22 protein-coding genes and 1 pseudogene are annotated in these 24,823 nt (G+C 62.0%); 14 read left to right on the forward strand and 9 right to left on the reverse strand.

Annotated features, from left to right (window positions below; translation table 11 throughout):
* Positions 1–50: 50 nt before the first annotated feature.
* Genes ACZ9BX_RS22945 through ACZ9BX_RS22960 form a run of 4 tightly spaced genes read left to right on the forward strand, consistent with a single transcriptional unit; the run spans position 51 to position 3,788 of the window.
* On the forward strand, positions 51–1,133 hold the full coding sequence (locus ACZ9BX_RS22945) for a 4-oxalomesaconate tautomerase (protein ID WP_476220316.1): 1,083 nt from the start codon (positions 51–53) through the stop codon (positions 1,131–1,133).
* 47 nt (positions 1,134–1,180) lie between these two features.
* Complete coding sequence (locus tag ACZ9BX_RS22950; protein WP_476220317.1) at positions 1,181–2,182, forward strand: ABC transporter substrate-binding protein; 1,002 nt, start codon at positions 1,181–1,183, stop codon at positions 2,180–2,182.
* A gap of 15 nt (positions 2,183–2,197) precedes the next feature.
* Complete coding sequence (locus tag ACZ9BX_RS22955) at positions 2,198–3,028, forward strand: ABC transporter ATP-binding protein (RefSeq protein ID WP_476220319.1); 831 nt, start codon at positions 2,198–2,200, stop codon at positions 3,026–3,028.
* Positions 3,012–3,788, forward strand: a complete 777-nt coding sequence (locus ACZ9BX_RS22960) for an ABC transporter permease (protein WP_476220321.1) — start codon at positions 3,012–3,014, stop codon at positions 3,786–3,788. The genes ACZ9BX_RS22955 and ACZ9BX_RS22960 overlap by 17 nt, the downstream gene beginning before the upstream one ends.
* Positions 3,789–4,287: 499 nt before the next feature.
* Here ACZ9BX_RS22960 and ACZ9BX_RS22965 read toward each other — a convergent pair.
* The 6 genes and pseudogenes from ACZ9BX_RS22965 to ACZ9BX_RS22990 form a co-directional block, all read right to left on the reverse strand.
* Positions 4,288–4,569 (reverse strand): annotated as a pseudogene (locus ACZ9BX_RS22965) (NAD(P)-dependent oxidoreductase); the annotation flags it as partial.
* Between the two features lie 93 nt (positions 4,570–4,662).
* Positions 4,663–5,895, reverse strand: coding sequence for an amidohydrolase family protein (locus ACZ9BX_RS22970; protein WP_476220323.1), 1,233 nt, complete (start codon positions 5,893–5,895; stop codon positions 4,663–4,665).
* An 11-nt stretch (positions 5,896–5,906) separates the two neighbouring features.
* Positions 5,907–7,256, reverse strand: a complete 1,350-nt coding sequence (locus ACZ9BX_RS22975) for an 8-oxoguanine deaminase (protein ID WP_476220324.1) — start codon at positions 7,254–7,256, stop codon at positions 5,907–5,909.
* A 37-nt stretch (positions 7,257–7,293) separates the two neighbouring features.
* Complete coding sequence (locus ACZ9BX_RS22980) at positions 7,294–8,490, reverse strand: amidohydrolase (RefSeq protein ID WP_476220326.1); 1,197 nt, start codon at positions 8,488–8,490, stop codon at positions 7,294–7,296.
* Positions 8,491–8,508: 18 nt separating this feature from the next.
* Positions 8,509–9,546: a questin oxidase family protein gene (locus ACZ9BX_RS22985; protein ID WP_476220328.1), complete on the reverse strand. Its 1,038-nt coding sequence runs from the start codon at positions 9,544–9,546 to the stop codon at positions 8,509–8,511.
* The gene (locus tag ACZ9BX_RS22990; RefSeq protein WP_476220329.1) at positions 9,543–10,994 is read right to left on the reverse strand and encodes an FAD-dependent oxidoreductase; all 1,452 of its coding nucleotides are present in this window, start codon (positions 10,992–10,994) and stop codon (positions 9,543–9,545) included. Before ACZ9BX_RS22990 ends, ACZ9BX_RS22985 begins: the two co-directional genes overlap by 4 nt.
* A 219-nt stretch (positions 10,995–11,213) precedes the next feature.
* Between ACZ9BX_RS22990 and ACZ9BX_RS22995 the strand changes: the two genes are divergently transcribed.
* From ACZ9BX_RS22995 to ACZ9BX_RS23005, 3 genes are all read left to right on the forward strand, one after another.
* Entirely contained in the window at positions 11,214–12,500 is a 1,287-nt protein-coding gene (locus tag ACZ9BX_RS22995; protein ID WP_476220331.1) for an ABC transporter substrate-binding protein, read from the forward strand.
* Positions 12,501–12,652: 152 nt separating this feature from the next.
* Positions 12,653–13,594, forward strand: a complete 942-nt coding sequence (locus tag ACZ9BX_RS23000) for a carbohydrate ABC transporter permease (RefSeq protein WP_476220332.1) — start codon at positions 12,653–12,655, stop codon at positions 13,592–13,594.
* On the forward strand, positions 13,591–14,409 hold the full coding sequence (locus ACZ9BX_RS23005) for a carbohydrate ABC transporter permease (protein WP_027508999.1): 819 nt from the start codon (positions 13,591–13,593) through the stop codon (positions 14,407–14,409). Before ACZ9BX_RS23000 ends, ACZ9BX_RS23005 begins: the two co-directional genes overlap by 4 nt.
* A 13-nt stretch (positions 14,410–14,422) precedes the next feature.
* On the opposite strand, the gene ACZ9BX_RS23010 is transcribed toward ACZ9BX_RS23005, so the two are convergent.
* Together ACZ9BX_RS23010 and ACZ9BX_RS23015 are read right to left on the reverse strand one after the other, a co-directional pair.
* The gene (locus tag ACZ9BX_RS23010) at positions 14,423–15,571 is read right to left on the reverse strand and encodes an ABC transporter ATP-binding protein (protein WP_476220334.1); all 1,149 of its coding nucleotides are present in this window, start codon (positions 15,569–15,571) and stop codon (positions 14,423–14,425) included.
* Between the two features lie 46 nt (positions 15,572–15,617).
* Positions 15,618–16,403, reverse strand: coding sequence for an SDR family NAD(P)-dependent oxidoreductase (locus ACZ9BX_RS23015; protein WP_476220335.1), 786 nt, complete (start codon positions 16,401–16,403; stop codon positions 15,618–15,620).
* A 164-nt stretch (positions 16,404–16,567) separates the two neighbouring features.
* Between ACZ9BX_RS23015 and ACZ9BX_RS23020 the strand changes: the two genes are divergently transcribed.
* The 7 genes from ACZ9BX_RS23020 to ACZ9BX_RS23050 all read left to right on the forward strand — a co-directional run bounded on the left by ACZ9BX_RS23020 (position 16,568) and on the right by ACZ9BX_RS23050 (position 23,509).
* Positions 16,568–17,419, forward strand: coding sequence for a DeoR/GlpR family DNA-binding transcription regulator (locus ACZ9BX_RS23020; RefSeq protein WP_476220336.1), 852 nt, complete (start codon positions 16,568–16,570; stop codon positions 17,417–17,419).
* Positions 17,420–17,487: 68 nt separating this feature from the next.
* Positions 17,488–18,288 carry a BtpA/SgcQ family protein gene (locus ACZ9BX_RS23025; protein WP_086995735.1) on the forward strand — a complete coding sequence of 267 codons (801 nt, stop codon included), beginning with the start codon at positions 17,488–17,490 and terminating at the stop codon, positions 18,286–18,288.
* Between the two features lie 15 nt (positions 18,289–18,303).
* Entirely contained in the window at positions 18,304–19,785 is a 1,482-nt protein-coding gene (locus ACZ9BX_RS23030) for an FGGY-family carbohydrate kinase (protein WP_476220338.1), read from the forward strand.
* Positions 19,786–19,858: 73 nt separating this feature from the next.
* Positions 19,859–21,418 carry a gamma-glutamyltransferase family protein gene (locus ACZ9BX_RS23035; RefSeq protein ID WP_476223008.1) on the forward strand — a complete coding sequence of 520 codons (1,560 nt, stop codon included), beginning with the start codon at positions 19,859–19,861 and terminating at the stop codon, positions 21,416–21,418.
* A gap of 528 nt (positions 21,419–21,946) precedes the next feature.
* On the forward strand, positions 21,947–22,792 hold the full coding sequence (locus tag ACZ9BX_RS23040) for an SDR family oxidoreductase (RefSeq protein ID WP_476223009.1): 846 nt from the start codon (positions 21,947–21,949) through the stop codon (positions 22,790–22,792).
* 55 nt (positions 22,793–22,847) lie between these two features.
* A complete protein-coding gene (locus ACZ9BX_RS23045) occupies positions 22,848–23,126 on the forward strand; it encodes a hypothetical protein (protein ID WP_476220340.1) in 279 nt (92 codons plus the stop codon).
* Positions 23,127–23,296: 170 nt separating this feature from the next.
* Positions 23,297–23,509, forward strand: coding sequence for a hypothetical protein (locus tag ACZ9BX_RS23050; RefSeq protein ID WP_476220342.1), 213 nt, complete (start codon positions 23,297–23,299; stop codon positions 23,507–23,509).
* A 283-nt stretch (positions 23,510–23,792) separates the two neighbouring features.
* Here ACZ9BX_RS23050 and ACZ9BX_RS23055 read toward each other — a convergent pair whose 3' ends face one another.
* Positions 23,793–24,797, reverse strand: coding sequence for a PQQ-dependent sugar dehydrogenase (locus tag ACZ9BX_RS23055; RefSeq protein WP_027508990.1), 1,005 nt, complete (start codon positions 24,795–24,797; stop codon positions 23,793–23,795).
* Positions 24,798–24,823 lie beyond the last annotated feature (26 nt).

The following is a 24,823-nucleotide window of genomic DNA, read 5'->3' on the forward strand; positions in this document are numbered from 1 at the left end:
AACAAAGAAGCTGATTGATATTTAAATCACATCAGTATGCGGACACAACCATGAACGACCTGATTTCCATCCCCTGCGTTCTGATGCGAGGCGGCACCTCCAAGGGACCGTTTTTTCTCGCATCCGACCTTCCGTCGGATTCGCGTCAACGCGATCAGATCCTGCTTTCGGTCATGGGATCCGGTCACCCGTTGCAGATCGATGGAATCGGCGGTGGCAATCCGGTCACAAGCAAGGTCGCCATCGTTGGTCCAGCAACCGTGTCCGATGCCGATGTGGATTATCTGTTCGCTCAGGTCCGCATCGATCAGCAATTCGTCGATACCTCGCCCAACTGCGGAAATATGCTGGCGGCCGTTGGGCCGTTCGCGATCGAGGCCGGTCTGGTCAAGGCTGCAACGGGCGTAACCCGCGTGCGCATTCACAACGTTAATACCGGTAAATTGATTGAAGCCGAGGTTCCGACCCCTGATGGCCGCGTTGCCTACATGGGAGATGCCTCGATCGACGGCGTGCCCGGCAATGCTGCGCCAATCGCACTGACTTTCATGGATGCTGCCGGGGCACGCACAGGCAAGCTTTTTCCCACCGGCAACCCGCGCGACATGATCGATGGCATCGACGTCACCTGCATCGATTGCGCGATGCCGATGATGCTGCTCAAAGCCGCCGCTCTCGGCGTGACTGGCAATGAATCCACCGCCGAGCTCAATGCCAACAGCGCGTTGCTTCAGCGGCTCGAAGCCCTCAGGCTCGAGGCCGGCCGGCGCATGGGTATGGGTGACGTTAGCAATCAGGTCACGCCAAAGCCGGTTCTGATCTCCAGGCCCAACAAGGGCGGCGATCTCGGTGTGCGCTATTTCATGCCGCATCAGTGCCATCCATCTCTTGCAACGACCGGTGCGGTTGGGATTGCCACGGCCTGCATCAGCGACGGAACCGTCGCCTCGCGGCTGATCGGGGACCGCAAGCCGCCGGTCGTTCTCGTTCTCGAACATCCAAGCGGTCGTTTGGAAGTGAAACTGGATACCCGCGACGGCAAGACAGTTGCCGGAATCCTACGGACGGCCCGGCGCCTCTTCGAGGGCCGGGTCTTTGCAAAACCTATCGCGCAAATGGTTTGCGCGGCATAATCGAAAGTGGTTGCCGGGAGGGCGCCACGCATCAGGGAGGAATACACATGCGTAAACTTTTACTCGCCCTTGCGGCAACGGTCGCTTTTGCCGGTTCGGCACTTGCGGAACCAGTCCGCATCAGCGTCGGGTCCTACAACCTCAACAACCTGCCCTTCCCGGTCGCAGCCGGCCTAGGTCTCTACGAGAAGGAAGGTCTTGAGGTGACCGTCGAAAACTTCGCATCTGGCGGTTCAAAGACGCTGCAGGCGCTTGTCGCCGGCTCGACGGATATCGCCGTCGGCTTCTACGATCATACGATCCAGATGCAGTCGCAGAACAAGGCCGTCGTCGGCTTTGTCCAGCTTGCGCGCAATTCGGGCCTGGTTCTGGCTGGCGGCAAGGGCACAACCTTCGATCCGGCTAAACCCGAGACAATCAAGGGCGCGAAAATCGGCATCACCGCACCGGGTTCATCCTCGGACTTCTTCGTCCGCTACTATCTGCAGCGCAACAATCTTTCGGCCGACGACATCTCGTTGATCGGCGTTGGCTCAGGCGCGGCGGCCGTCGCGGCGCTCGAGCAAGGGAAAGTTGATCTGTTGGTCAACTACGATCCGGCAGCAACCTTTATCGAAGCCAAGGGTGTCGGCAAGATTTTGATCGACGCCCGCAGTGACGAGGGTGCCAAGGAAATCTACGGTGGAATCTACCCGACCTCCGTCCTTTATGCGACGCAGGCCTATATCGATGAGAACCCGGAAACCATCCAGAAGGTCACGAACGCGACCGTTAAGGCACTGGCCTGGATGAACGCACATAGCGCTAAAGAGATCGTCGAAAAACTGCCGAAAGAATTCATCTCCGGCGACCGGGACACCTATGTGAAGGCCGTCCAGAATGCCAAACCGATTTTCTCAGTGGACGGCAAATTCAGCGAGACCGACACGCAGACGCCGTTGGCCGTTCTCAAGAGCTTCAACGAAAAGGTTGCTGCCGCAACAATCGATCTTTCCAAAACCTACACGAACGCTTTCGTGGACAAGGTGACGGATAAGACCACCAACTGATCCTAGGAGGAGGCCATGTCTTTGGCTGTCGTAACACCTATGCCCATCCCGACGGGACAGCAAAATGCAAAGTCGATGGTATCGATCGACGCCGTGACAATGTCGTTTGGTTCCTATGTCGCGGTGCAGGACGTCAACCTGGCGGTTGCCGATGGTGAGTTTCTCGCCATCGTCGGCCCGACCGGTTGCGGCAAGAGCACCATTTTGAACGCGATCGCAGGTCTTCTGAAACCCGCGAGCGGAACGGTGTCGATCGACGGCGCGCCGGTAAAGGGCGTCCAGAACGACATAGGCTATCTCTTCCAGCAGGACGCGCTGCTTCCGTGGAAGACATCCATCGAGAATGTCGAACTCGGCCTGATGTTCAGGGGCGTTGCAGCCGCCGAGCGCTGCGAGCGGTCGATGAGTTGGCTTGCAAAGGTCGGTCTCAAAGGCTTCGAACACCGTTATCCGCACCAACTATCCGGCGGCCAGCGCAAACGTGTCCAGATGGCGCAAGCCCTCATTGCTGGTCCGAAGGTCATCCTGATGGACGAACCGTTCTCGGCCCTCGACATCCATACGCGGCATCTCATGCAGAACGAACTGCTGCGGCTTTGGCAGGAAGAACGCCGCGCCGTCGTAATGATCACCCACGACCTCGAAGAGGCCATCGCGCTTGGAGACCGCGTCGCCATTCTAGCGGCCGGCCCCCGTTCGCGGGTCATCGAAAGTTTCCCGGTGGATCTCGAGCGGCCACGGGATGTGGCTGAGATCAAGCTCGATCCACGCTTTATGGATCTGTATCGCAATATCTGGGCTTCCCTGCGCGGCGAAGTGGAGAAAAGCTATGAACGTCGTGACTGAACGCATTATCCAGCTCGGTATGCTGGTTTTTATCCTCGGCGGCTGGCAGCTCGGCGTGACCGCCGGCATCATCGATGTCTTCTTTTTCCCGGCGCCTCTCGATATCTTCAACCAGATCATCAGCTGGGTCGTTGATCCGAGCTTTTACAAGCATGTCTCGATAACCCTGACGGAAACGGTGCTCGGCTACATCATCGGCACAGGTCTGGGCGTCGCCGCCGGTGTCTGGCTCGGTCTCAGCCGCAGTGCGGCGCGGATTCTCGATCCCTTCATCAAGGGCCTGAACGCTATTCCACGCGTCGTGCTTGCACCAATTTTCGTGCTTTGGCTTGGACTCGGGCTCTGGTCGAAGGTGGCGCTTGCCGTAACACTGGTGTTCTTCATCACCTTCTTCAACGCCATGCAGGGTGTCCGCGAAGTCAACCCGGTGGTTCTCGCAAACGCAAGGATCCTCGGGGCCAAGCGGTCCGATCTGCTGCGGCACGTCTACTTCCCGGCAGCGGCAAGCTGGATTCTGTCCTCGCTGCGCACGTCTGTCGGCTTCGCGGTGGTCGGCGCCATCATCGGCGAATATCTCGGCTCCTCCGCAGGTCTCGGCTACCTGATCGCCCAAGCGGAGGGCAACTTCGATGCGGTCGGCGTGTTCGCCGGCATCATCATCCTTGCGATGTTCGTTCTCATCATCGATCGAGTTCTGGATGTTCTGGAGGGACGGCTCATCAAGTGGAGGCCGAACGCCGCAGAAGAAAGAGCGGCGTAACTATCCGGATCAGGTTCCATGTGAGTTGGAATGGGGGTACTGGCGTCGGCACCCCCATTCTTTTCAGATTTGAGTTCGAACGCGTAACCAACACCTGATGTCAATCAACGTGCTAAAATCGCGGGCGTTTCCGAGCGGCCATTGTTTTAGTACGACAATGGATTGGGCCAGTACCCCCAGACTCTCTGTCTAGATCTAAAATCATGATTGTCGCCTTGAGGGATTAGAACCGTAGACCCCTCTATTATTAGGCACTCAAAAACCGAAAGACCTGACTCACGACGGAAGTGATATACTTCCTTCCAGTTAAACGGATTCGAACCGTGGGCCGATAGATTGAACTACCGTTTGCGGCATCGTCGACCGCCGGACTTCATCGAGATGGATGCCCCATGACAGCGTTTGATTGCGGTCCGAATCTCCCGACAGAACATCTGCCAAGTCCGAAGCCGCTACGTGACCGGCAGTAAATGCCGGCAAACCATTCCAACTTGGATTTTCAGAATACCGGACTGATCAGCGGCTTCCCGGGGAAATTGGCGGTTAGGTTTGCAACTACGAGATCCCCGACCGCGGCGCGGGTCTCTTCCGTCCGGCTGCCCTGTTGCGGCGAAAGCACGACATTGTCGAGATCGAGAAGCGCGGCGGGCACAGCCGGCTCCTTGTCGAGCACGTCGAGCACGTCGAGCGCTGCGCCGCCGAGTTGCTTCGACACTAACATTTCAACCACCGCGTCCTGATCCACCATGTTGCCACGTGCCATGTTGACGAGCACGCGTTTGGGGCCAAGCGCTCTCCAGAGCTTCGCGCGAGATGATCCCGGTCGTTGATGCGTTGCCGGGCGCGATCACCCAGCGCGAAGCGTGTGCGGTGCCTAGCCTTGGTCCAGGAAAAGCTGCGGCCGCGGGCGAAGGAAGCTCCGACGACCATTTTTCCAGCCGGCGCTCGCCGGGGCGATTGTCGCGACGGCATCGGCAGCCGAGGGGGCGTCGAAGAGGACGATATCTGCCGCGCTGCCGATCGCAAGGTCGTAACCCTTTCTTCCCAGGAGGGTGGCAGCCTGCGTCGTGATCATGGCGAAGACACCGTCGAGGCCATCGGCGGTGCCGATCTGGGCAACGTTGGCGTAGAGATTGGCCATGCGCATCAGGTTGACGTCGCCGAAGGGCGTGAATGGGTTCAGGATATTGTTGGTGGAGATGGTCGTCACGACGCCGAGCGCTGCCAGGCGGTGAGCGGGCGTCACGCCGCGCGGGACGAGATGGGTCGAATTACGGCCGGTCAGGAAGAGATCGGTGGCCGGCAGGACGGTCAATGCGATGCCGGCTTCGGCAAGCTGGCGGCCGATCGACTCCAGCTCCTCCGGCGGCAGAGCCGAGAGCTTGGTGACATGGCCGACCGAGACGCGCCCCTGGTATCGGCGCGCGACCGTTTCGGCGATGACAACAGGGAGATTGGAGCACGCGGGGTCGAGATCGAAATCGAGGTGGAAATCGACGGCGACGTCGTGGCGCATGGCGAGGTCGAAGATGCGGCGGATGTGTTCGACGGGCTCCGGATCGGTGTAGGGGCAGCCCCCCACCATATCGGCACCCGCCTTCAGCGCCTGTTCCAGCATCTCCTCGGTGCCGAGGTCGTTCGTCAGGCCCTCCTGGGCAAAGGCGCAGATTTCGATGTCGATGAGGCTGGTATAGTCGGCCTTCAGACGCTTGATCGCCTCGAAGGAGCGGAAGCCGGCGCGCGGGTCGATCTCGACGAAGGTGCGCAGGCGGGTGGTGCCGTTGAGGATCGCCTTTCCGACGACCGCGGCAGCACGAGCATAGACATCTTCCTCGGTGAAGGCGGCCTTGGCTCGGGAGGTTTCGCTGACGGCCTCCGCGAGCGTGCCGGTGCAGAGATTGCAGCGGCTGATGATAGCGGCCTTGTCGAGGTGAATATGGGTTTCGATGAGGCCTGCGCAGGCGAATTTTCCCCCGCCATCATGCTCCGGCGCATCGCAGACGAAACGAGGCGAGATCGCCGCGATGCGGCCCGCCTCGAAGGCGATATCGGTCGGCTCGGTCAAGCCGGCGATTTGGACATTGCGGATGACGAAATCGATCGCCATGGGGGACCTCCTCAGACCGACAGAAGGAAATTGCGGGCGACGCGGTTGTGATCGGCGATCAGCGCCTCGATATCGACGTTCGCGGGTATACGGTCGGTAACGCGCCATTCGCCTGCGATCATGACGCGGTCGGCCGTGGTGGCGCCGCAGAGCACCAGGGCTGCCAGCGGATCGCCGGCACCGGCGAAACGCAATTCGTCGAGCTTGTAGAAGGAAAGGTCCGCCTGGCGACCGGGCGCGATGATCCCGATGTCGTCGCGGCCGAGCAGCCTTGATGAACCCGCGGTGCCCCAGCGTAGCGCGTCGAGATGGGTGACCGCTTCGGCGCCGTAGGTCAGCCGGTTCAGCATCAGGGCATGGCGCACGCTTTCCATCAGGTTGGAATTGTCGTTGGAAGCCGAGCCGTCGACGCCGAGACCGATAGGCACCCCTGCGGCTTCCAGCTCGCAGGTGCGGCACATGCCCGACGCAAGCACCATGTTCGAGGTCGGGCAATGGCAGATGCCGACGCCGTGACGGCCGAGCGCGGCGATCTCGGTATCGTCGAAATGAATGCCGTGGGCGAGCCAGGTGCGGGCGTTCAGCCAGTTGCAGCGGTCGAGATATTCCACCGGCGTGCAGGCAAATTTGCTGCGGCAGAATTCTGCTTCCGCCCTGGTCTCGACCAGATGGGTGTGAAGCCGGCAATCGTAGCGTTCCGCCAGCGCCGCCGTTTCGCGCATCAGCTCCAGCGTGACGTCGAAGGGCGCGCAGGGCGCGAGCGCCACCTGCGTCATCGCCCCTTCGGAGCGGTCGTGATAACGCCTGAGCACACGCTCGCTGTCGGCGAGGATCACGTCGTCGTCCTGCACGACATTGGCGGGCGAAATGACGCCTTGCTGGTTTTTGATGTTGAGACTGCCCCGCGTCAGCGTGATGCGCATGCCGAGGCGAGCCGCCTCCTCGGCCTCGACATCCATCGCGTCTTCGAGGCCGGCGGCATAGAGATAGTGGTGGTCGGAGGTGGTGGTGCAACCGGAAAGGAGGAGTTCCGTCAGCGCGAGACGGACGGCAAGACGGAAGGCTTCGGGCGTCATGTGCTTTGCCCAGATCGGATAGAGCGCGCGGATCCATGGCCAGAGCGACTTGTTGATCGCAGCCGGATGGGCGCGCGTCAGCGTCTGGAACATATGGTGATGGGTATTGACGAGACCGGGGATGACGACATGGCGGCCGGCGTCGAAGCGTGCATCGACGGGGCTCTGAGGCTGCCGTCCAGTCGCGACCAGCTCGACTATGCGGCCATTCTCGATGACGATGCCGCCCTTGGCACCCTCGGCCATGATGGCGAGCGGCGATTGGATCCAAAGTCGGCCCTTCATCTACGGTGCTCCCATGCGTCATGCATTGACGGAAAAATCAGACGACCAGCCGGCCCCCGCGGGCGATGATGGCGCCGCCGCGGAAGACGGTGCGATCGAGGGGACGGGCAGCGACGGCTTCTGCCAGCGACGCGGCGGGCAGGATGATAAAATCGGCAGGCGAACCGGCTTGGAGCGGCCCGACGGGGCGGCCGAGGATTTCGGCCGGCGCCTGCGTCGCCAGGCGGAAGGCCGCAGCCAGATCCTCATCCGAACGGAAATCCTGGCGATCGCAGAGGATGCCGACGCGCTCCAGCATGTCGCCATTGCCGAACGGCGACCAGGCGTCGCGGATATTGTCGTTGGCGCAGAAGAGCCGGACGCCGGCGGCGGCGAGCCGCTTGACCGGCGGCATGGGCACGGCTCCCGGCGCGCTGGTCATGATCGCCACGCCCGATCCGGCGAGGGCCGCGGCGGTGCGGCCGAAATCGGCATCCTCCAACTCGCCTAGGCAGAAGGCGTGGCTGACGACCACCTTGCCTTCAAGACCGAGAGCTGCCGTGCGATCGGCGATCTGGCGAAGTTCGAAGGCGCCAAGTGCGCCGCCATCGTGCAGATGAATATCGAGCCCGACGCCGTATTTGGCTGCGACCGCGAAGATCGCATCGAGATGACCGGTCACATCGTTGTCGATGCCGGCGGGATCGAGGCCGCCGACAAGATCGGCGCCGGCGGCGATCGCCGCATCGAGCAGCCCCGCGGTGCCGGGATCGCGCAGCACGCCGGATTGCGGGAAGGCAACGGTCTGGATGTCGACGAGATGACCATGGCTCTGCTTCAGCGAGAGCACCGCCTCGAGGCCTCTCAGACCGACCTCGCTATCGATGTCGACGTGGCTGCGAACGGAGAGAGTGCCATAGGCGGCGAGCCTTTCCAGCAGGGCGCCGCCGCGGGCTTCGACCGACAGCGCCACAGTGCGCCGCAGGGTTTTCTCTGCCTCGATGCGCTTGGCGACCGTATCGCCCGGAATATGCGGGATGAAAGGCAAGCCGATCAGCGTCTTGTCGAGATGAATATGACCGTCGACGAAGGGAAGGCAAAGCAGGCCGCCGGCAGCATCGAAACGCGGCACTGCGGGGCCGATGCCGGCCGCCGCATTCGGACCGATCGCGGCGATCCTTTCATTGTCCAGAATGAGCGAGACGACCTCGCCGGCTTCGGTCCCGGCGTTTTCGATTACGAGGCTCGGCGTCATCAACCCTTCCATCATCCGCTATGCAATCAGCCCGACCCGGCGCGCCGCGACGAGGCGATAAAGCGGATCCTTCCAAACCTCTTCCTCCTGCAAGGCGGAAAAAACCAGGCTGATATCGTGTTCGTCGTCCGAAGCAATAGCGGCGCGTTTGATCTCTGCCCAGGCGGGCGCCTGTCGACTGCGCATTTCTTCCAGCGCCTCGGCGGTGGGGAGTGCCGGAAAACCGATCTTCGGCACCAGCGAGGCGATCACCTGCCAGAAGGCGCGGTAGAAAGGCTCGGCGTTTTCGAGGTGCGGAGAGACGAGGCGCAGCCAGTGCATGCCGGTGACAGAATGGAGTGCGGAGAAATCCATGGTTCCGGCGAAGAGGGCAAGCGAGGTCGCGGCCATACGGCGCGGCGTATCGGGGCTGAAAGCCAGGCGATCGATAATGGGGCGGAAGCCCGGAAGTGCGGCGACGGCGCGGATATTATGCCAGAGCAGATCGGTTTCGGGCTCGTAGCTGAGAATGCCTTCGATATTGCCGACATCCGCAAGTATCCGTCCCGGGTCGTCCGTATCCGGAGCGGCGCTGGTCGCGGGTGGCAGCGGCAGATAGCAGGCCGCCCAATAACCGAGCGCGGTGCCGACCTCCTGGTCATCCTTCTTGAGCACACCATAGGCAAGGCGCATCAGCGGATGCGTGGCGCTGCCGGCAAGGCCGTTCACCATGGCGGGAAGATAGGTGCGGATAGCGGTATCGATGCCGAGCCGGCGGGTTTCGGCGATGAAGAAGGCACGGTAATCCGCCTCACGCGTGCGATCGCCGAACGCCTCGGTCCAGGCTGCTCTGACAATCGGGGCAACCGGTGGCGGCACGGGCGGGAGTGCATGGCTCTCGCGATACTGCTCGTACCATTGTTCCAACCGTTCCGGCGAGGCGCCGAGGCGATCGAGCGCGATCAGCACCATCGGAACGTGGTTGGCCAGCAGATAGGGAAATTCGACGCTATCCTCGCGGGCCCGCAAAAGGATGGTCTCCAATCCCGAAAATTGAACGGCAGCGGCCTGTCTCATGCCAAAACCTCCCTTGGTGTCGTGACGTCCTCGTCTATGCCGGGATCGAAATGCGGTTCGTCATAGGCGGCCAATGCTGCAAGATACCGGTTGGAATCCTCGATGAACAGCGCTTTCACCAGCGCGCCGACGATGCGCGGCACGCCGTATTTGAGCCCGGTGACGCCGTTGCTGATCGGGCCGAGGCTCGCCAGCGCGCCGGCATTGAACATATGGATGCGCGAGACCCAGCCCGCTTCGGCATGTCTGGGCGCAAGTTCGAAACCGGGGCCGAGATAGGGATAGCCGGCAAGCATGGCGTTCTCCTCTCCCTGTGGCGGCTCGAAACGGTCCTTCCAAAATGCTGCGGTCTCGGCGAGGCCGGCAAGCTCGGGCCTGAGTGCGAAATTAATCTCATAACCGGTGCCGAGCAAAAGGTGATCGGCATAGTGAATACGGTTTGCGGTCGTAAGCCTGATCCTGCTGCCGTCCATTACGAGCTCGCGGACGCCACAGCCGAGCTGCATGGTGAAACCGGGGTGGCTGCGGGCCCGGTCATATTGCTCCTGCGTCGGCGGCACCTTGAAATTGAAGTAGAGGTGGGCGAACCGCCAGCGCTCCAGATCCGGCAAGTCGGCGAAATGGCCGAGGAAGCCGGGAAAGTTTGTCCAGGCGAGAACCTCTGTGCGCGGCAGATCGGCGCTTCGCGCAAACATCGTCACTTCCCGAGCTCCGGTTTCGAGCGCCGCCACCGCCCAGTCGAAGCTCGACGTGCCGCCGCCAAGGATCGCGACATCCCTGCCCTTGAGGAAATCGATCGGTATCGGCTCGTTGCTATGCGTCCAGGCGGATTTCGGCAGCGTCTTGACCATCGCAGGTATGCGCGGGCCGCCGCAACCGTCGATGCCGGTCGCCATCACCAGGCGGCGGCAGGCGATCGTGCGATTGGTACCGTCACCCTTCATCAGCGTTAGAGCAAGTCCGCCCTCCCCCTGATCGATCGAGGAAAGTGTCGTGCCGTTTTCGACGTCGATGCCGACCGTCTTTCGAAACCAGATGAGATACGCCATCCAATCGTGGCGGCCGATCTTGTCGAGCGCTTCCCAGGCGTCGGCGCCATTCAGCGCCTCATACCAGGAGCGCAGCGTCAGGCTCGGGATGCCGAGGTCCGGGCCTGACAGATATTTCGGCGAACGCAATGTCTGCATGCGAGCGCAGGTGATCCAGGGGCCTTCGCGGCCTTCCTCGCTCTGATCGATCACATGGACGGATCTGATGCCGCGCCGCTTCAGGGCGAAGGCGATCGACAGGCCGGAGAGGCCGGCGCCACAAATCACGACGGAATGCAGGTCGTCGCGGTCTTCATCGTTGAGCTCCGGCCAGTCGGCGCAGAGCGCTTCTATGCGCGCCATCTCATCACGGGCGCGACGTTCCAACTCTCTCAAACGCTCGTCCGGCGTGGTCTTCATGAATGTGCAGCTCGTGCGCGTTGGACAGGACAGTATAGGCGCGCAGGGAATGATCAACTCCCCGCTATTTTTTATGCAACGCGCACAAAATATGGACATTTATGCGCGAATATGTTCTAATTTGTGATTTTTAGTGTTTACGATTTTTTGTCAAGTGCGCTTGAGTGCGATTTTGTTTGATGTATAGTGCCCCAAGCCAATCAAAAAAGGGGAGCAAACATGAAATCGCTCAGCAGTTTCACACGAAAATTGGCGATCGCGGGCCTCGTCTCGGTCGCATTTGCGGGCTCCGCCGTCGGCGCCGACAAGAAATATGAGGGCATCACGCTCACGCTTGCCTCGCAGAACGACCAGTTCGCCGCCGTTCTGGCTGCCATCGCCCCCAAATTCACCGAGGAGACGGGCGCCACCGTCAAGGTCGATATTCTCGACTACGGCTCGCTGCTGACCAAGACGACGACCGATTTCGTCGGCGGCACCGGTGGCTACGACTTGGTGACGATGGATATCGTCTGGGCGGGCCAATATGCCGAAAACAAATACACCGTCGACCTCACCGAGTGGATGAAACGCGACGCCGCCGAACTGAAGCTCGACGACATCTATCCGACGCTTCTCAACGCGCTTGGCCACTGGGGCGACAAGCAGGTCGCCTTTCCCTTTGCCGGTTATGCCAACGTGCTCGCCTATCGCAAGGATCTCTTCGACGCCGCCGGCCTGAAGGCGCCGACGACGATGGAGGAAATGGTCGAGGCCGCCTACAAGCTGACCGACCCCAGCAAGAATATCTACGGCTTCGTCGCCAACGGCCAGAAAGGCCCGGCGGTCGCCCAGGATTGGATGCAGTACAATACCGAGATGGGCGGTTCGATCCTCGGTTCCGACGGCAAGCCGGCACTGAATTCCGAAGCCAATATCAAGAGCCTGACCGTCTACAAGGACCTGTTCATGAAGGCAGCACCTCCCGGCGCCGTTAATTATGACTGGGGCGGACGCGAGGAAAGCTTCCGCCAGGGCATTGCCGCGACCATGCAGACATGGTCGGTCGGTGCGCCCGGCTACTATGATCCGTCGATTTCCAAGATCGTCGACAAGGTGGCGATCACGACGGCACCACGCGGCGCCGGTCTGCCGAAGGTCTATGGGATCGGCGGCTGGGGCATGGCGATCAACGCCGGCATCAAGGACACGCAGAAGGAAGCCGCCTGGGCCTTCATCAAGTGGCTGGTCAGCCCGCCGGTGCACAAGGAATTCAACATGATGGGCGCCGGTAGCTTCCTGCGCAAGAGCGAGATGACCGATCCCGATCTGCTGAAGAAGTTCCCCTTCCTGCCTGTCATCGCCGAAACCTTTGAGCATGGTGACGGCGAATATCGTCCGCGCATCCCGCAATATCCGGAGATTCAGGAGCTGCTCGGCACCGCCGTCAACGACGTGCTCGTCGGCAATGCCGATCCTAAGAAGGCGCTCGACGCCGCTCAGGAAGCCGCGGCAAAGCTCTTCTGAGAACAAAACGGTTCCTCCCCGGGGCCGCGGCCTATGTCGCGGCCCCGCCGTTTCCAGACCATTGATCCGATGCGCCTCAGGCTTCATGATCGGGTGAGCCCCGGGCTCGATCCCGGTAGCGCGCATCGAACCAGGAACCTGATGGACACGACGTGACCCTATCCCTCACTTCCGCGCTGAAGCCCTCCCCGGCCTTGAGCGTTTCCTATGTGGAGCGCAGGCGGCTGTTCTTCATCCTGATGACACTGCCGGCCGTCATCTATGTGCTCGTCATTGGCGTCTGGCCGCTGGCGCAGGGCATCTGGTTCAGCCTCTACGAATATAATTTGCTGAAGCCGGCGCGGACGCATTTCGTCGGCCTCGGCAACTATATCGACCTTCTTTCCGACACGGTGACACGCGGGGCCTTCGTCAACACCGTCATCTTCACGGTCGGCGCTGTGACTGTCGAACTGCTGCTCGGCTTTGCCATTGCGCTGGCGCTCTGGCGCGACGACCGCTTCAACCGGATCTGCCTGGCGCTGATCCTGATCCCGGTGACGATCACGCCGCTGGTGGTCGGACTGATCTTCCGAGCGCTGCTGCTCGCCGATTACGGACTCGTCGGCTATTATCTCGCCGAGTTCGGGCTTTCCGATCCGCGTGGGCTTTTTGCCAATCCGAGTTCGGCGCTGGCGACCCTTATCTTCGTCGACATCTGGGAATGGACGCCGCTGGTGGCACTGATCCTGCTTGCGGGCCTGAAAGCGCTGCCGGGCGACATTCTCGAGGCATCCGAAGTGGATGGGGCAACGGCGCTGCAGCGGCTGAGGATCATCATCATTCCACTGATGCTGCCTTCGATCCTGCTGGCGCTGACGCTGCGCACCATCGATGCCTTCCGCATCTTCGACAGCGTCTACGTGACGACGGGCGGCGGGCCGGGCAACGCGACCAACACGCTGATGCTGCATGCGGTGAAGCAGGGGCTGGAATTCTTCAATATCGGCCGCGCCTCGGCAATCTCCAACCTGACACTGATCTGCATCGCCGTGATTGCGGCAGGCTTCATCCTGTTGATCCGCAAGGCGGACAGAAAGGCGAACGGGCGATGAGCACACGCACCCTCAGCCGTATCGGCGAGCGCAGCTTCATCCTTGTCATGCTCGCCTTTTTCCTGCTGCCCTTCCTGTGGCTGGCATCAACCGCTTACAAGCCGTCGCGCGACATCTTCTCGATCCCGCCGAAACTGACCTTCCCACCGACCTTCGAGCAGTTCGCTACGGTCTTCCGCCTGTTCGACGTTTGGAGCCTCGTGTCGTCGAGCCTGCTGATCGCCGGCGGTTCCGTCATCCTGTCGCTGCTTCTCGGCGTGCCGGCAGGCTATGCGCTGGCGCGCTCGACCAGCCGCTATGCCATTGCCGTTGCCTATTTCTTCATGGCGATCCGCATGGTGCCGGCGGTGGCGGCGCTGATCCCCTTCTATCTGATGATGCGCGATATCGGGCTGCTCGGCAGCTGGGTTGCCGTCGTCCTCATTAACGCGATGCTGAATTCGGCCTTCGTCACCTGGATGATGTTTTCCTATTTCCGCAGTCTGCCGAAGGAGCTGGAAGAGGCGGCGTTGACGGATGGCTGCACGCTGTTTGGCTCCTTCTGGCGCGTGGCGCTGCCGGCGGTGCGCTCGGGCGTCGTCGCCTCCACACTGTTCTGCCTGATGTTTTCCTGGAACGACTTCCTCTATCCGATGTTTCTCACCCGGCTCGATTCCAAGCCGATCTCGGTGGCGCTGCTTTCAGCCTACGGAACGAAGGATATCACCTGGGGCACACTCGGCGCACTGGCGCATTTTTCAACGATCCCGATCGTGCTGATCGTGCTCTTCCTCAACCGCTATTTCGTGCAGGGCCTGACGAAAGGCATTCACTAAAAAAGCGATGCGCTCAGCCGCGAATGGCCGCTTCGGTCGCGGCATCGAAGACGTGGACGCGGGCGGGGTCGGCGGCAAGCGACAGGCGCTCGCCGATCTTGACGCGGCTGGTGCCGTCAATGATGACGCGCAGGCGCGGGGCGGACAGCGCCACGTCGTCCTCTTCGGCCGAAAGCGACTTCAGCCGGTCGGCGGCCTCGACATCGACATGAACGAGCAGGTTGGCGCCGAGATCCTCGACGAAGGCAACGGTTCCAGTGAGGCCGCCTGCATCGACCGGCTGGAACGCTTCCGGTCGGATGCCGAGCACGACGGCGCGACCGACGGCGGAGGCGATGCGTGGCCGTTCGGCGAGCACCTCGCCCGAGAAAAGGATGGAGGCCTGGCCGAAGCGGGCCTCGGGGCCGTTCTCCGTCGCGAAGAGATCGGCCGCCAGCAGGTTCATCGCCGGCGAGCCCATGAAGCTTGCGACGAACAGATTGGCCGGCTGATCATAGAGGCTGCGCGGCGTGCCGAGCTGCTGCAGGACGCCGCTCTTCATGACGGCGACGCGATCGCCCATGGTCATGGCTTCGACCTGATCGTGAGTGACATAGACCGTGGTAATGCCCGACATCTTCTGCATGCGGGCGATTTCGGCGCGCATCTGGCCGCGCAGGCGAGCATCGAGGTTGGAAAGCGGTTCGTCCATCAGGAAAGCCTGAGGGCTGCGGGCGAGCGCCCGGCCCATGGCGACGCGCTGGCGCTGGCCGCCGGAGAGCTGGGCGGGCTTGCGGGCGAGATAGTCCTCGAGTTCCAGAAGCTTTGCCGTCTCCTGCACCTTGCGGGCGATGTCGGCCTTGTCGAGGCCACGGACACGAAGGCCGAAGCCAATATTCTCGGCGACGGTCAGATGCGGGTAGAGCGCGTAGGACTGGAAGACCATGGCGATATCGCGGTCGCGCGGGGCGAGGTCGTTGACGACGGCGCCGTTGATCGTCAGGCGGCCGTCGGTGACCTCCTCGAGGCCGGCGATCATCCGCAGTGCCGTCGACTTGCCGCAGCCGGAAGGGCCGACCAGCACCAAGAATTCGCCGTCGCGGATGGTCATGTTCAGGTTGCGGATCGCCGCATAGCCATCGCCGTAGCTCTTGCTGATCTGGTCGAAGACGATTTCAGCCATGCTCTTTCCTTGCCGAAGGGGAGACCTGCCGTGGAAGCTGGATGGGTCAGGTCGTGTAGACGCCGCCGGTGATATTGACGCCCTGTCCGGTCATGAAGCGGGCCGAATTCGAGCAGAGGAAAACGACGACATCGGCCACGTCTTCAGGTGTTTCCAGCCGGCCGAGCGGCGTCTGGGCGATATAATCCGCAACGACGCGTTCCGGCGTGACGCCACGAAGGCTCGCCTCCCAGGCGATCTCGCGCTCCTGCATGCCGGTCTTGACGAAACCGGGGCAGACTGCATTGACACGGATGCCCGAAGCCGCGAGCTCGCGGCCGAGCGCCTGCGTCCAGCCGAGCACGGCAAACTTGCTGGCGGAATAATGGGCCAGCAGCGGTGCGCCGATCTTTGCGGCGAGCGAGGCGGTGTTGACAATGACGCCGGTTCCGGTGCTCGTGAAACGGCGAGCAGCAATCTGGTTGGTCAGGAAGATGCCGCGAATGTTGACGTCGAAATTATAGTCCCACTCCTCGTCGGTCAGTTCCAGCGCATGCTGCATCGTGGAGACACCAGCATTGGCGCAGAGGATCTCGTAACCGCCCGTCCTCTCGACCACCTCGGAAAAGGTCGCCTCGACGGAGGCGCGCTTGCGAACGTCGATCGCATAGGCAGTGGCGCCGTTGCCGATCTCGGCCGCCGTCTGTTCGGCGGCCGCCAGGTTGATGTCGCAGATCGCCACCTGGATCGACTGGCGGGAGAGCGCGGTCGCGATCGCGCGCCCTATCCCAGTCGCCCCGCCGGTTACGATCGCACGCATGCCGGATAGTTCTGGAAAGCTCGGAGACTGCATGTTCGCCCTCATCGACTGGAAACATCACCGATCATATAACAACAAAATCATACACAACAAGAAAAATTTATGTTTGAATTTGTTCGAGTCATTCGATACATAAGGAGCAACAATCAGACAATCGTAGCCACGAGTTGCGACGGCGGGAGGATGAGAACGGTATCATGGACGCGGAACAGCAGATGGTTGCCGCAGCGGAGAAACCGAAGGTTCTGGCCCAGGTGCGGCATGCGCGCATCCTGGAGACACTGGCGCGCAAAGGAGCGGTCTCCGTCAGCGATGTCGCCTCCCAGCTTGCCGTTTCCGAAATGACCGTCCGCCGCGACCTGATCGAACTCGAAAAGGACGGCAGGCTGGTGCGCACGCACGGCGGCGCGGTGCGCAGCGGCAAGGCCTTCGAGCCGATCGCCAGCGAAACGGTCGATCGCGAGGAACCGACCTTCGAATCCCGGCTGACGCGCAATGCCGCCTCGAAGCGGACGATCGCGATGGCGGCGGCAGGCGTTGCTGCCGGCGCGCGCACCCTGGCGCTCGACGTTGGTACCACCACCTATCTGCTGTCCGGCCTGCTGCTCAACCAGCCGCATACGAAGATCTTCACCAACAGCGTGCGCAACGCCATGCAGCTCGGCACCGGCTTCGGCGAGGTCTATCTGCCCGGCGGACGCATGCGCGGCGAGGAAATGGCGATCAGCAGCCAATCGGCCGTCTCGCAATTCGAGGAGCTCTGGTTCGATATCGCCTTCGTCGGCGTGTCCGGGATCACGGCGCAGGGAATCTATGACTATTCCTTCGAGGACACCGACATGAAGCGGGTCTATCTGCGTCGCGCGACGCAGAAGGTGGTGCTTTGCGATTCCACTAAGTTCAAGCGCATGTCGCTGGTGCATATCGCGCCGCTGCAGCAATTCGACATGCTGATCACCGATGCCATGCCGCCGGCCGACCTTGGCGATGCGCTCGCCGCCGCTGGCGTCGAAGTGCGCATCGCGCCCGAGGAGCAGCCGCTGCTTTGATTTGCCCTTTCCCGCATCCGTCCCCCAGCGGATGACCGTCCACTCGATTTCGCTTCAGGGAGTTTCGTATGGTCTTCGACTTTTTTGGCGTCAAGAAGAAGGCGGTCATCGCCATGGCGCATATCGGCGCCCTGCCCGGCTCGCCCGCCTATGACGCCGCCGGCGGGCTGAACAAGCTCGTCGACCACGTGCTTTCCGATGTCGAGAAGTTGCAGGCGGGCGGTGTCGACGCCATCATGTTCGGCAACGAGAACGACCGGCCCTACGTCTTCCAGGCCCCGCCGGAAGGGCTGGCGGCGATGACCGCGATCGTCGAGCGGGTGAAGCCGCAACTGACCGTGCCGTTCGGCGTCAACTATCTCTGGGATCCCTCGGCAAGCGTTGCGATCGGCGCAGTGACGGGCGCGAGCTTCGTTCGCGAGATCTTCACCGGCGTCTTCGCATCAGACATGGGCATCTGGCAGCCGGATTGCGCCAAGGCGGCACGGATGCGACATAGCCTCGGCCGCGACGACATGAAGATGCTCTTCAACATCAACGCGGAATTTGCCCATTCGCTGGACCAGCGACCGATTGAACTCAGGGCGAAGAGCGCCGTGTTCTCGTCGCTTGCCGATGCCATCCTGGTGTCGGGACCACTGACCGGACAGGCCGTCGATCAATCGGACCTTAGGCGCGTTTGCGAGACGGTCAAGGATGTCCCCGTCTTTGCCAATACCGGCGTCAACAAGGACAATGTGCGCGACATATTGAGCGTTGCCAGCGGCGTCATCATCGGCACGCATTTCAAGGTGGACGGCAATACGTGGAACCCGGTCGACGGCGACCGGGTAAAGCGCTTCATGGAGATCGTCGAGAGGCTGCGCTAAGTGAAGGGAGCCGCTATGTCCATCACGCTCGGCCTCGATATCGGCACCACCTCCACCATCGGCATCTTGATCGAACTGCCGAACCGCGTGCTCGGCCTCACCTCACGACCGTCGACGCTTCATTCGCCGCAGCATGGCTGGGCCGAGGAAGACCCGGCGGAATGGTGGTCGAATGTCTGCGAGATCACCAGGGAACTGATTGCAACGAGCGGGATCGAGGCCGGGGAAATCTCGGCCGTCGGCGTGACCGGCATGCTGCCGGCCGTCGTGCTGCTCGATGACGCCGGCCGGGTGCTGAGGCCCAGCATCCAGCAGAGCGACGGGCGCTGCGGCGAAGAGGTCGAGGAACTTAAGGCCGAGTGGGATGAGGCGGATTTTCTGCGCAGAGCGGGAAACGGCATCAATCAGCAGTTGGTGACAGCGAAGCTTCGCTGGATCGCCCGGCATGAGCCCGCTGTTTTCGAGCGCATTGCCACAGTCATGGGGTCCTATGATTTCATCAACTGGAAACTGACCGGCGAAAAGGCGATCGAACAGAACTGGGCGCTGGAAGCGGGCTTCGTCGATATCAATACCGGCAAGCTCGACGACGAACTGATCGGGCTTGCCAGAGTTCGGCGAGGCGCCATTCCTGGGAAAGCGGTGTCGCATGCGGTACTTGGCCATGTGACCGACGACGCCGCCAAGGCGACGGGGCTTGCACCCGGAACGCCTGTCATCGGCGGGGCAGCCGACATGATCGCCTCGGCCTTCGGCGCGGGTATCAACAAGGCGGGCGACGTGCTGCTGAAATTCGGGGGTGCCGTCGACATCCTGACGGCGACGGATGCCGTGCTGCCCGATCCTCGCATGTTTCTCGATTATCACCTGGTGCCGGGGCTTTACATGCCGAACGGCTGCATGTCGACCGGCGGCTCGGGGCTCAACTGGTTCATCAGCACCTTCGCCGGACGCGAAGAGGTCGCGGCAAAGGCAGAGGGAATATCCGCGCACCGCTATCTCGACCGGCTGGCCGCGCAATGCGCGCCCGGTGCGGACGGGCTGACGATCCTGCCTTACTTCCTCGGCGAGAAGACGCCGATCCACGATGCCGGCGCGCGCGGCCTGATCGACGGGCTGACGCTGTCGCATCATATCGGCCATCTCTGGCGGGCGATGCTGGAAGCCTATGCCTATGCGTTGCGCCATCATATCGACGTGCTGAACGATATCGGTCATCCGACGACGCGTTTCATCGTTTCAGACGGGGGTTCGCAGAGCCGGATCTGGATGCAGATCGTTTCCGACGTGCTGCAGCACCCGCTACAGGGTCTCACCGGCCATCCCGGCTCCTGTCTCGGTGTCGCCTGGGCGGCGGCAATCGGTGCCGGACTGACCGAGGATTGGTCCGGTGTGACCGCCTTTGTCGGCCAAGGTGAAAGGATCGTGCCCAACCCCGACAATGCGGCGGTTTATGATCGGGCCTATCGGACCTATCGTGCGCTGTATAGGCGATAGACCGAGTGGGGATTTGATCGCGATGACACTGACGGATCGGGATTCTAAAAAGCAGGCGGCCGGAACCGGTGGTATGGTAACAAGCCCGCATGCGCTGGCGAGCGAGGCAGGCGCGGCGATCCTGCGGGCCGGGGGCAATGCGCTGGAGGCTGCGATCGCCATCGGCAGCACGATTGCCGTCGTCTATCCGCATTTCTGCGGACTTGGCGGCGACTCCGTCTGGATCGTTGCCGATCGTAGCGGGCGGAAGACATGCTTTCTTGGCATCGGCCAGGCGGCGCAGAAATTGCCGGATTTCGGCGGCAGCATTCCGCTGCGCGGGCCGCTTTCGGCGCTGACCTCGGCCTGCGCCGTCGATGCGTGGCGGCACGCGCATGAGTATTCCGCGCAGCACTGGAGCGGAAAGATCGGTTTTCCTGCCTTGCTTGCCGATGCGATCCGCCACGCGGAACAGGGCTTTCCGATCACGCGCTCGCAGAGCTTCTGGCTTGCCTTCCGGCAAGAGGAGGCGGCCGGCTGGCCGGGTTTTGCCGCGCTCTTCATGCCGGATGGCGCGGCGCTGGAAACAGGCAGTCTGTTTCGGCAGAGGAATCTGGCGCGGTCGCTTTCGCTAATTGCTGCCGACGGGCCGCGCTCCTTCTACGACGGCGAACTCGGGACGAGCATTGCGGCAGGGCTGCAGGCGGCGGGTTCTCCGCTGACTGCCGACGATCTCAAGGCGACCCGAACACGCGAAGTGGCGCCGATCAGCCTCTCCTATCGCGGTTTCGAACTGCTTGCGCCGCCCCCACCAACACAGGGTCTGTCGACACTGGGGATCATGGGCATTCTTGCTCATTTCGATCTCGCCGTCCATACGGCCGGCAGCGCTGACCATCTGCACCTCTGCGTGGAAGCCGTCAAACACGCCTTTTTCGACCGCGGCGGTATCGCCGATCCCGATGTCGCGCCGCAGCCGGTGGAGGAATGGCTGAGCGCACAGCATCTCGCGCAGGTGGCGGCCTCCATCGATCCCGTGCGGGCACTCGAATGGCCAGCACTCTTTCGCAGCGGCGACACCGTGTTCTTCGCCGCAACCGACGCAGAGGGCGGCAGCGTCAGCGTCTTGCAGAGCACCTATTTCGACTGGGGCAGCGGCGTGGTGGTCGGCGATACGGGTATTCTCTGGCAGAACCGCGGGGCTGCCTTTTCGTCCGATCCCAATCATGTCAATGCCATCGCACCCTGCAAACGGCCGTTCTATACTTTGAATCCCGGCCTCGGCCTGCGCAACGGCAAGCCTGCGCTGCTCTACGGCACGCAGGGCGCCGACGGCCAGCCGCAGACGCTGGCAATGCTGCTGACCCGGCTGATCGACTTCGACGAGGAACCAGCAGCAGCGCTGGCCGGTCCACGCTTTCTCCTCGGCAAGACCTTTTCCGACAGCCGTGACAGCCTCAAGCTGGAAAGCGATGCCGGCGAAGCAGTGCTTGCCGAACTGGCCGCACGAGGCCACGCACTGTCACCGATCGAGGCGCAGAGCCCGCTTGCAGGGCAGGCAGGTGTGATCGTTATCGACGAGGACGGCATGGCGACCGGCGCACATGATCCACGTGGCGACGGACTGGCGATCGGGATCTCTTCCGGGGCATGAGTTCTGGGGTTACGCGCCGGCGAGACGCCTTCAAACACACGGAAGCGGGAAAAAGCTAATAATTGATCAGACGGACCGCTGAAGACCCTTCCGGAGCATCGTACTCCTCGCAGATCGGCGACGTTCTCCGCATTGGGCATTATTCCGCTACGGATTCGAAAGTCGCCGAGGGTCCCAGTGGAAGGCCTTGGCGCTTTAGGGTTATAATCGGCGATGGCCGTGACCTCTGCCTTGGCGTCGAATTACATTTGAAAATCAGTATGAAGAGCTTTGCCCATAAGGGGTCAACCATCGGCTCCGAATTACGAGTGGCACCGGACTCACCTGACTCGGCGGAAAACCCGAGAAAAGCGAACTCATTGCGCGATTGTATGCAACGAAAGAAGACATTCCGAAGAATGCGAGGAGGATTGACGCCACTGCGCTCATCGACCGCGTTGTTGACGATATTCTCTCGAAATGCAGAACGGCAGACCAAAGCCCACTAGCGGATAGAACCTGACGGAAGTATCCGAAAGGAGATTCTGAATTACTGGAGCAACAGGACAGCTGGGCCGCCTCGTGATCGACGTGCTGCTGAAGACCAATCCGGCCGACCGGATCGTCGCGGCGGTTCGCAAGCCAACAAAGGCCAGCGATCTGGCCGAGCGCGGTGTGATCGTACGCGAGGCGGACTACAACCGCCCCGAAACGCTCGCCCCGGCCTTCACCGGCGTCGATAAGCTGCTGTTGATTTCCTCGACCGAAGTCAGCGGCCGCCTGCCGCAGCATCGCGCAGCGATCAAGGCAGCCCAACGGGCGGGGGTTTCGCTGATCGCTTACACTAGCATGCTGCACGCCGACACGTCTCCCGCAACGCTCGCGGTTGAGCACCGGCAGACGGAGGAAGCCATCGCGGCCTCCGGCCTTCCCGCCGCCATTCTGCGCAATGGCTGGTACACCGAGAACCATCTGCTGGCGCTCCCGGCGGCTCTTGAGCACGGCGCTTTCGCCGGCGCCGCCAAAGACGGGCGTTTCTCATCCGCGGCACGGCGGGACTATGCCGAGGCCGCAGCCGTGGTGCTGACGACCGACGGCCAGGCGGGGAAGACGTACGAGCTCGCCGCAGACCAGGCTTTCACGCTCGCCGAGCTTGCGGCGGAGGTCTCGCGCCAATCAGGCAAGGCTATCGCTTACAACGATCTTGCCCAGGCCGCTTATCAGGATGTGTTGGCTGGAGCCGGGCTGCCGGACGACCTCGCGGCGCTTCTGGCCGATGCCGACGCTGCAGCCGCACGCGGAGCGCTGTTCGATGACGGAGGCGCCCTGGGGCGGCTAATCGGTCGCCCGACCACCTCGATGCAGAGCCTCGTCGCGGCGGCATTGCGCGGTTAAAGTCAGGGCTGCTGGCGGAGGCGTACAGTCGCGACGAGGCCAGGTCCGTATCCGAATGGCTGCCTCCGTCGGTGCAATTGTTCCGGATCTAGACGATGTCATCGCTTCGCAACAACTGGAGCTACCGTCGCCAGCAAATCCCATCCTGCCGCTGGATCTGCGGCCAGCTACGCTTGCCGGTGTAGCCATCGTTGAACCGGCCGGACCGGAAATGCTCGCAATGCTGCGTAGGCATATGTTTGGTCAGAACCACGCGCGGTTCAGCAGCACTATCGAGGAGATCATGACCCATACACGCAATTCGACGGAGAATTTGCAGTTGCAGTTAATTTGAGATTCGAGCTCGCTGGAGTCTCACCTTTAAATGCCAAACTCGACTGAAACGACGCATTCTTACAATTAAGGGGTCTTCCTCAATTTGTGTGGTTCACTGACCGTTAGCGATGATCGCTAGAACGGCCAAAAGCTGGTGAATATGGCCGACGGTGGTGAGAGGAAATGACCATGAAGTTGATTGGCGTTGAAGAACATTTTATCGTTGAAGAGGTTCGCCAGGCATGGACCTTCGCCGGACTCGATGATACCGACCCCAGCGTGGCCTATCATCCTGACGATATCGAGCGAAGGCTGCTCGATATCGCCGATGAACGCATCGCGCTTATACCCGCTGAACCCGTCGCAAGAAGATGGCGCAAGATAAGCTCCTGCGACGGCTGAACGGGCGAACCGCCGCCGGCGATCGGAAGCGAGCGTCCGGTACCCAGGAGCGGCGGCGAAGGTGATGCGCGGCTGACCAACCAGTTCCTCACCGTGGCCACATCCCGTCTCCGTGCTGCCGTGATTTTCGCTGCCGCCCTTCAATCGGGCGGCGCCCGCGCCGGGATGGGCTTGCTGGGATCCTGTTCGTTGATGAAGCATCGCGCTGCATCTCAGCTGACTGGTTCGACCTGGTGGCCAATGGCCCACAAGGCCGCGCTTGGCGGGAACGCGCCAATGGACATCACCGCCTGAGGACGTAAATCGCGCCTCCGGCGTCGTCGGATACGAGGACGGAACCATCCGGCGCCTCCTTGACGTCTACCGGCCGGCCGACGCCTCTGGCGAAAGTCGTCGCCGAGACTGGGCGCGCCCCTTGGAAGCGCACCCGCACAACCTGACGGCCGACCGGAACCGACCTGTCCCAACTGCCGTGCTCGGCAACCAGGGCGTCGCCGCCGAGGCTGCGGAAGAAATGGATTCCCAAGGTCGCGACATGCGCCTGAAAGTTGAACACGGGCGAAATCTGCCGCGCGGGCGGCGACGCGTCCTGGAACCCTTTGAGCCGGATTTGGCCTCCGAAGAAGGGAAAGCCGTAAAAGCCGCCGGGCTGCAACTCGTTCAGCTCGTCAGGTGGGATATCGTCGCCCATTCGGTCGGCGCCGTTGTCCGTAAAGAACATCGTGCCGCCGCGCCAGTCGAAGCCGACCGAATTGCGCACGCCCCAGGCGACTCGTCGAAGGTCGGACCCGTCCTGGTCCATGCTGACGATCGTGCCTTGCAGCCCGCGTGGCAAGCAAATGTTGCAAGGCGATCCGAACGAGACATAGAGCCGGGAGTCGGGGCCGACAGCGATATAGCGAAAACTGTGGGCTCCCGAATTCGGCAAGTCTCGACGAATGTCGCGCCTGCCGCTTAGAGCGCCCCCGCGCCCGATGTTGAACGCGGTTACGCTGTTCCTCGAAGCAACGAACAAACGACCACGGGAACATGCGACCCCGTTGGGAGCGGAGAATCCCGAAGCGACCGGCCGGGCGCGACCGCCGGACAATGGCACGGCATAGACCGAGGAACCTTTGGTCCCGACGAACAATGTGTCGCCGCAAACCGCCATTTCGCGCGCTGCGGGAACACGTGCGAGAAGTTCGGCGCGCGCCGGGCCGAGGGCCATGCCGGAGGCGACCGCGGCAAGCGCGAGCAATCCGATTCTAGCGAAGAGAAATCCGGCTTTAGTGGAAAAGACGTTCATCGGCGCCCTCCGAATACAAGCTGAAT

The organism is Rhizobium sp. USDA 3886 (genome assembly GCF_056279785.1).

Bases quoted from the DNA above. Each gene is read 5' to 3' on its own strand.
- ACZ9BX_RS22945 (WP_476220316.1), top strand. From the start codon at position 51: ATGAACGACCTGATTTCCATCCCCTGCGTTCTGATGCGAGGCGGCACC.
- ACZ9BX_RS22950 (WP_476220317.1), top strand. From the start codon at position 1,181: ATGCGTAAACTTTTACTCGCCCTTGCGGCAACGGTCGCTTTTGCCGGT.
- ACZ9BX_RS22955 (WP_476220319.1), top strand. From the start codon at position 2,198: ATGTCTTTGGCTGTCGTAACACCTATGCCCATCCCGACGGGACAGCAA.
- ACZ9BX_RS22960 (WP_476220321.1), top strand. From the start codon at position 3,012: ATGAACGTCGTGACTGAACGCATTATCCAGCTCGGTATGCTGGTTTTT.
- ACZ9BX_RS22970 (WP_476220323.1), bottom strand. From the start codon at position 5,895: ATGGCGATCGATTTCGTCATCCGCAATGTCCAAATCGCCGGCTTGACC.
- ACZ9BX_RS22975 (WP_476220324.1), bottom strand. From the start codon at position 7,256: ATGAAGGGCCGACTTTGGATCCAATCGCCGCTCGCCATCATGGCCGAG.
- ACZ9BX_RS22980 (WP_476220326.1), bottom strand. From the start codon at position 8,490: ATGACGCCGAGCCTCGTAATCGAAAACGCCGGGACCGAAGCCGGCGAG.
- ACZ9BX_RS22985 (WP_476220328.1), bottom strand. From the start codon at position 9,546: ATGAGACAGGCCGCTGCCGTTCAATTTTCGGGATTGGAGACCATCCTT.
- ACZ9BX_RS22990 (WP_476220329.1), bottom strand. From the start codon at position 10,994: ATGAAGACCACGCCGGACGAGCGTTTGAGAGAGTTGGAACGTCGCGCC.
- ACZ9BX_RS22995 (WP_476220331.1), top strand. From the start codon at position 11,214: ATGAAATCGCTCAGCAGTTTCACACGAAAATTGGCGATCGCGGGCCTC.
- ACZ9BX_RS23005 (WP_027508999.1), top strand. From the start codon at position 13,591: ATGAGCACACGCACCCTCAGCCGTATCGGCGAGCGCAGCTTCATCCTT.
- ACZ9BX_RS23010 (WP_476220334.1), bottom strand. From the start codon at position 15,571: ATGGCTGAAATCGTCTTCGACCAGATCAGCAAGAGCTACGGCGATGGC.
- ACZ9BX_RS23015 (WP_476220335.1), bottom strand. From the start codon at position 16,403: ATGCAGTCTCCGAGCTTTCCAGAACTATCCGGCATGCGTGCGATCGTA.
- ACZ9BX_RS23020 (WP_476220336.1), top strand. From the start codon at position 16,568: ATGGACGCGGAACAGCAGATGGTTGCCGCAGCGGAGAAACCGAAGGTT.
- ACZ9BX_RS23025 (WP_086995735.1), top strand. From the start codon at position 17,488: ATGGTCTTCGACTTTTTTGGCGTCAAGAAGAAGGCGGTCATCGCCATG.
- ACZ9BX_RS23030 (WP_476220338.1), top strand. From the start codon at position 18,304: ATGTCCATCACGCTCGGCCTCGATATCGGCACCACCTCCACCATCGGC.
- ACZ9BX_RS23035 (WP_476223008.1), top strand. From the start codon at position 19,859: ATGGTAACAAGCCCGCATGCGCTGGCGAGCGAGGCAGGCGCGGCGATC.
- ACZ9BX_RS23045 (WP_476220340.1), top strand. From the start codon at position 22,848: ATGGCTGCCTCCGTCGGTGCAATTGTTCCGGATCTAGACGATGTCATC.
- ACZ9BX_RS23050 (WP_476220342.1), top strand. From the start codon at position 23,297: ATGAAGTTGATTGGCGTTGAAGAACATTTTATCGTTGAAGAGGTTCGC.
- ACZ9BX_RS23055 (WP_027508990.1), bottom strand. From the start codon at position 24,797: ATGAACGTCTTTTCCACTAAAGCCGGATTTCTCTTCGCTAGAATCGGA.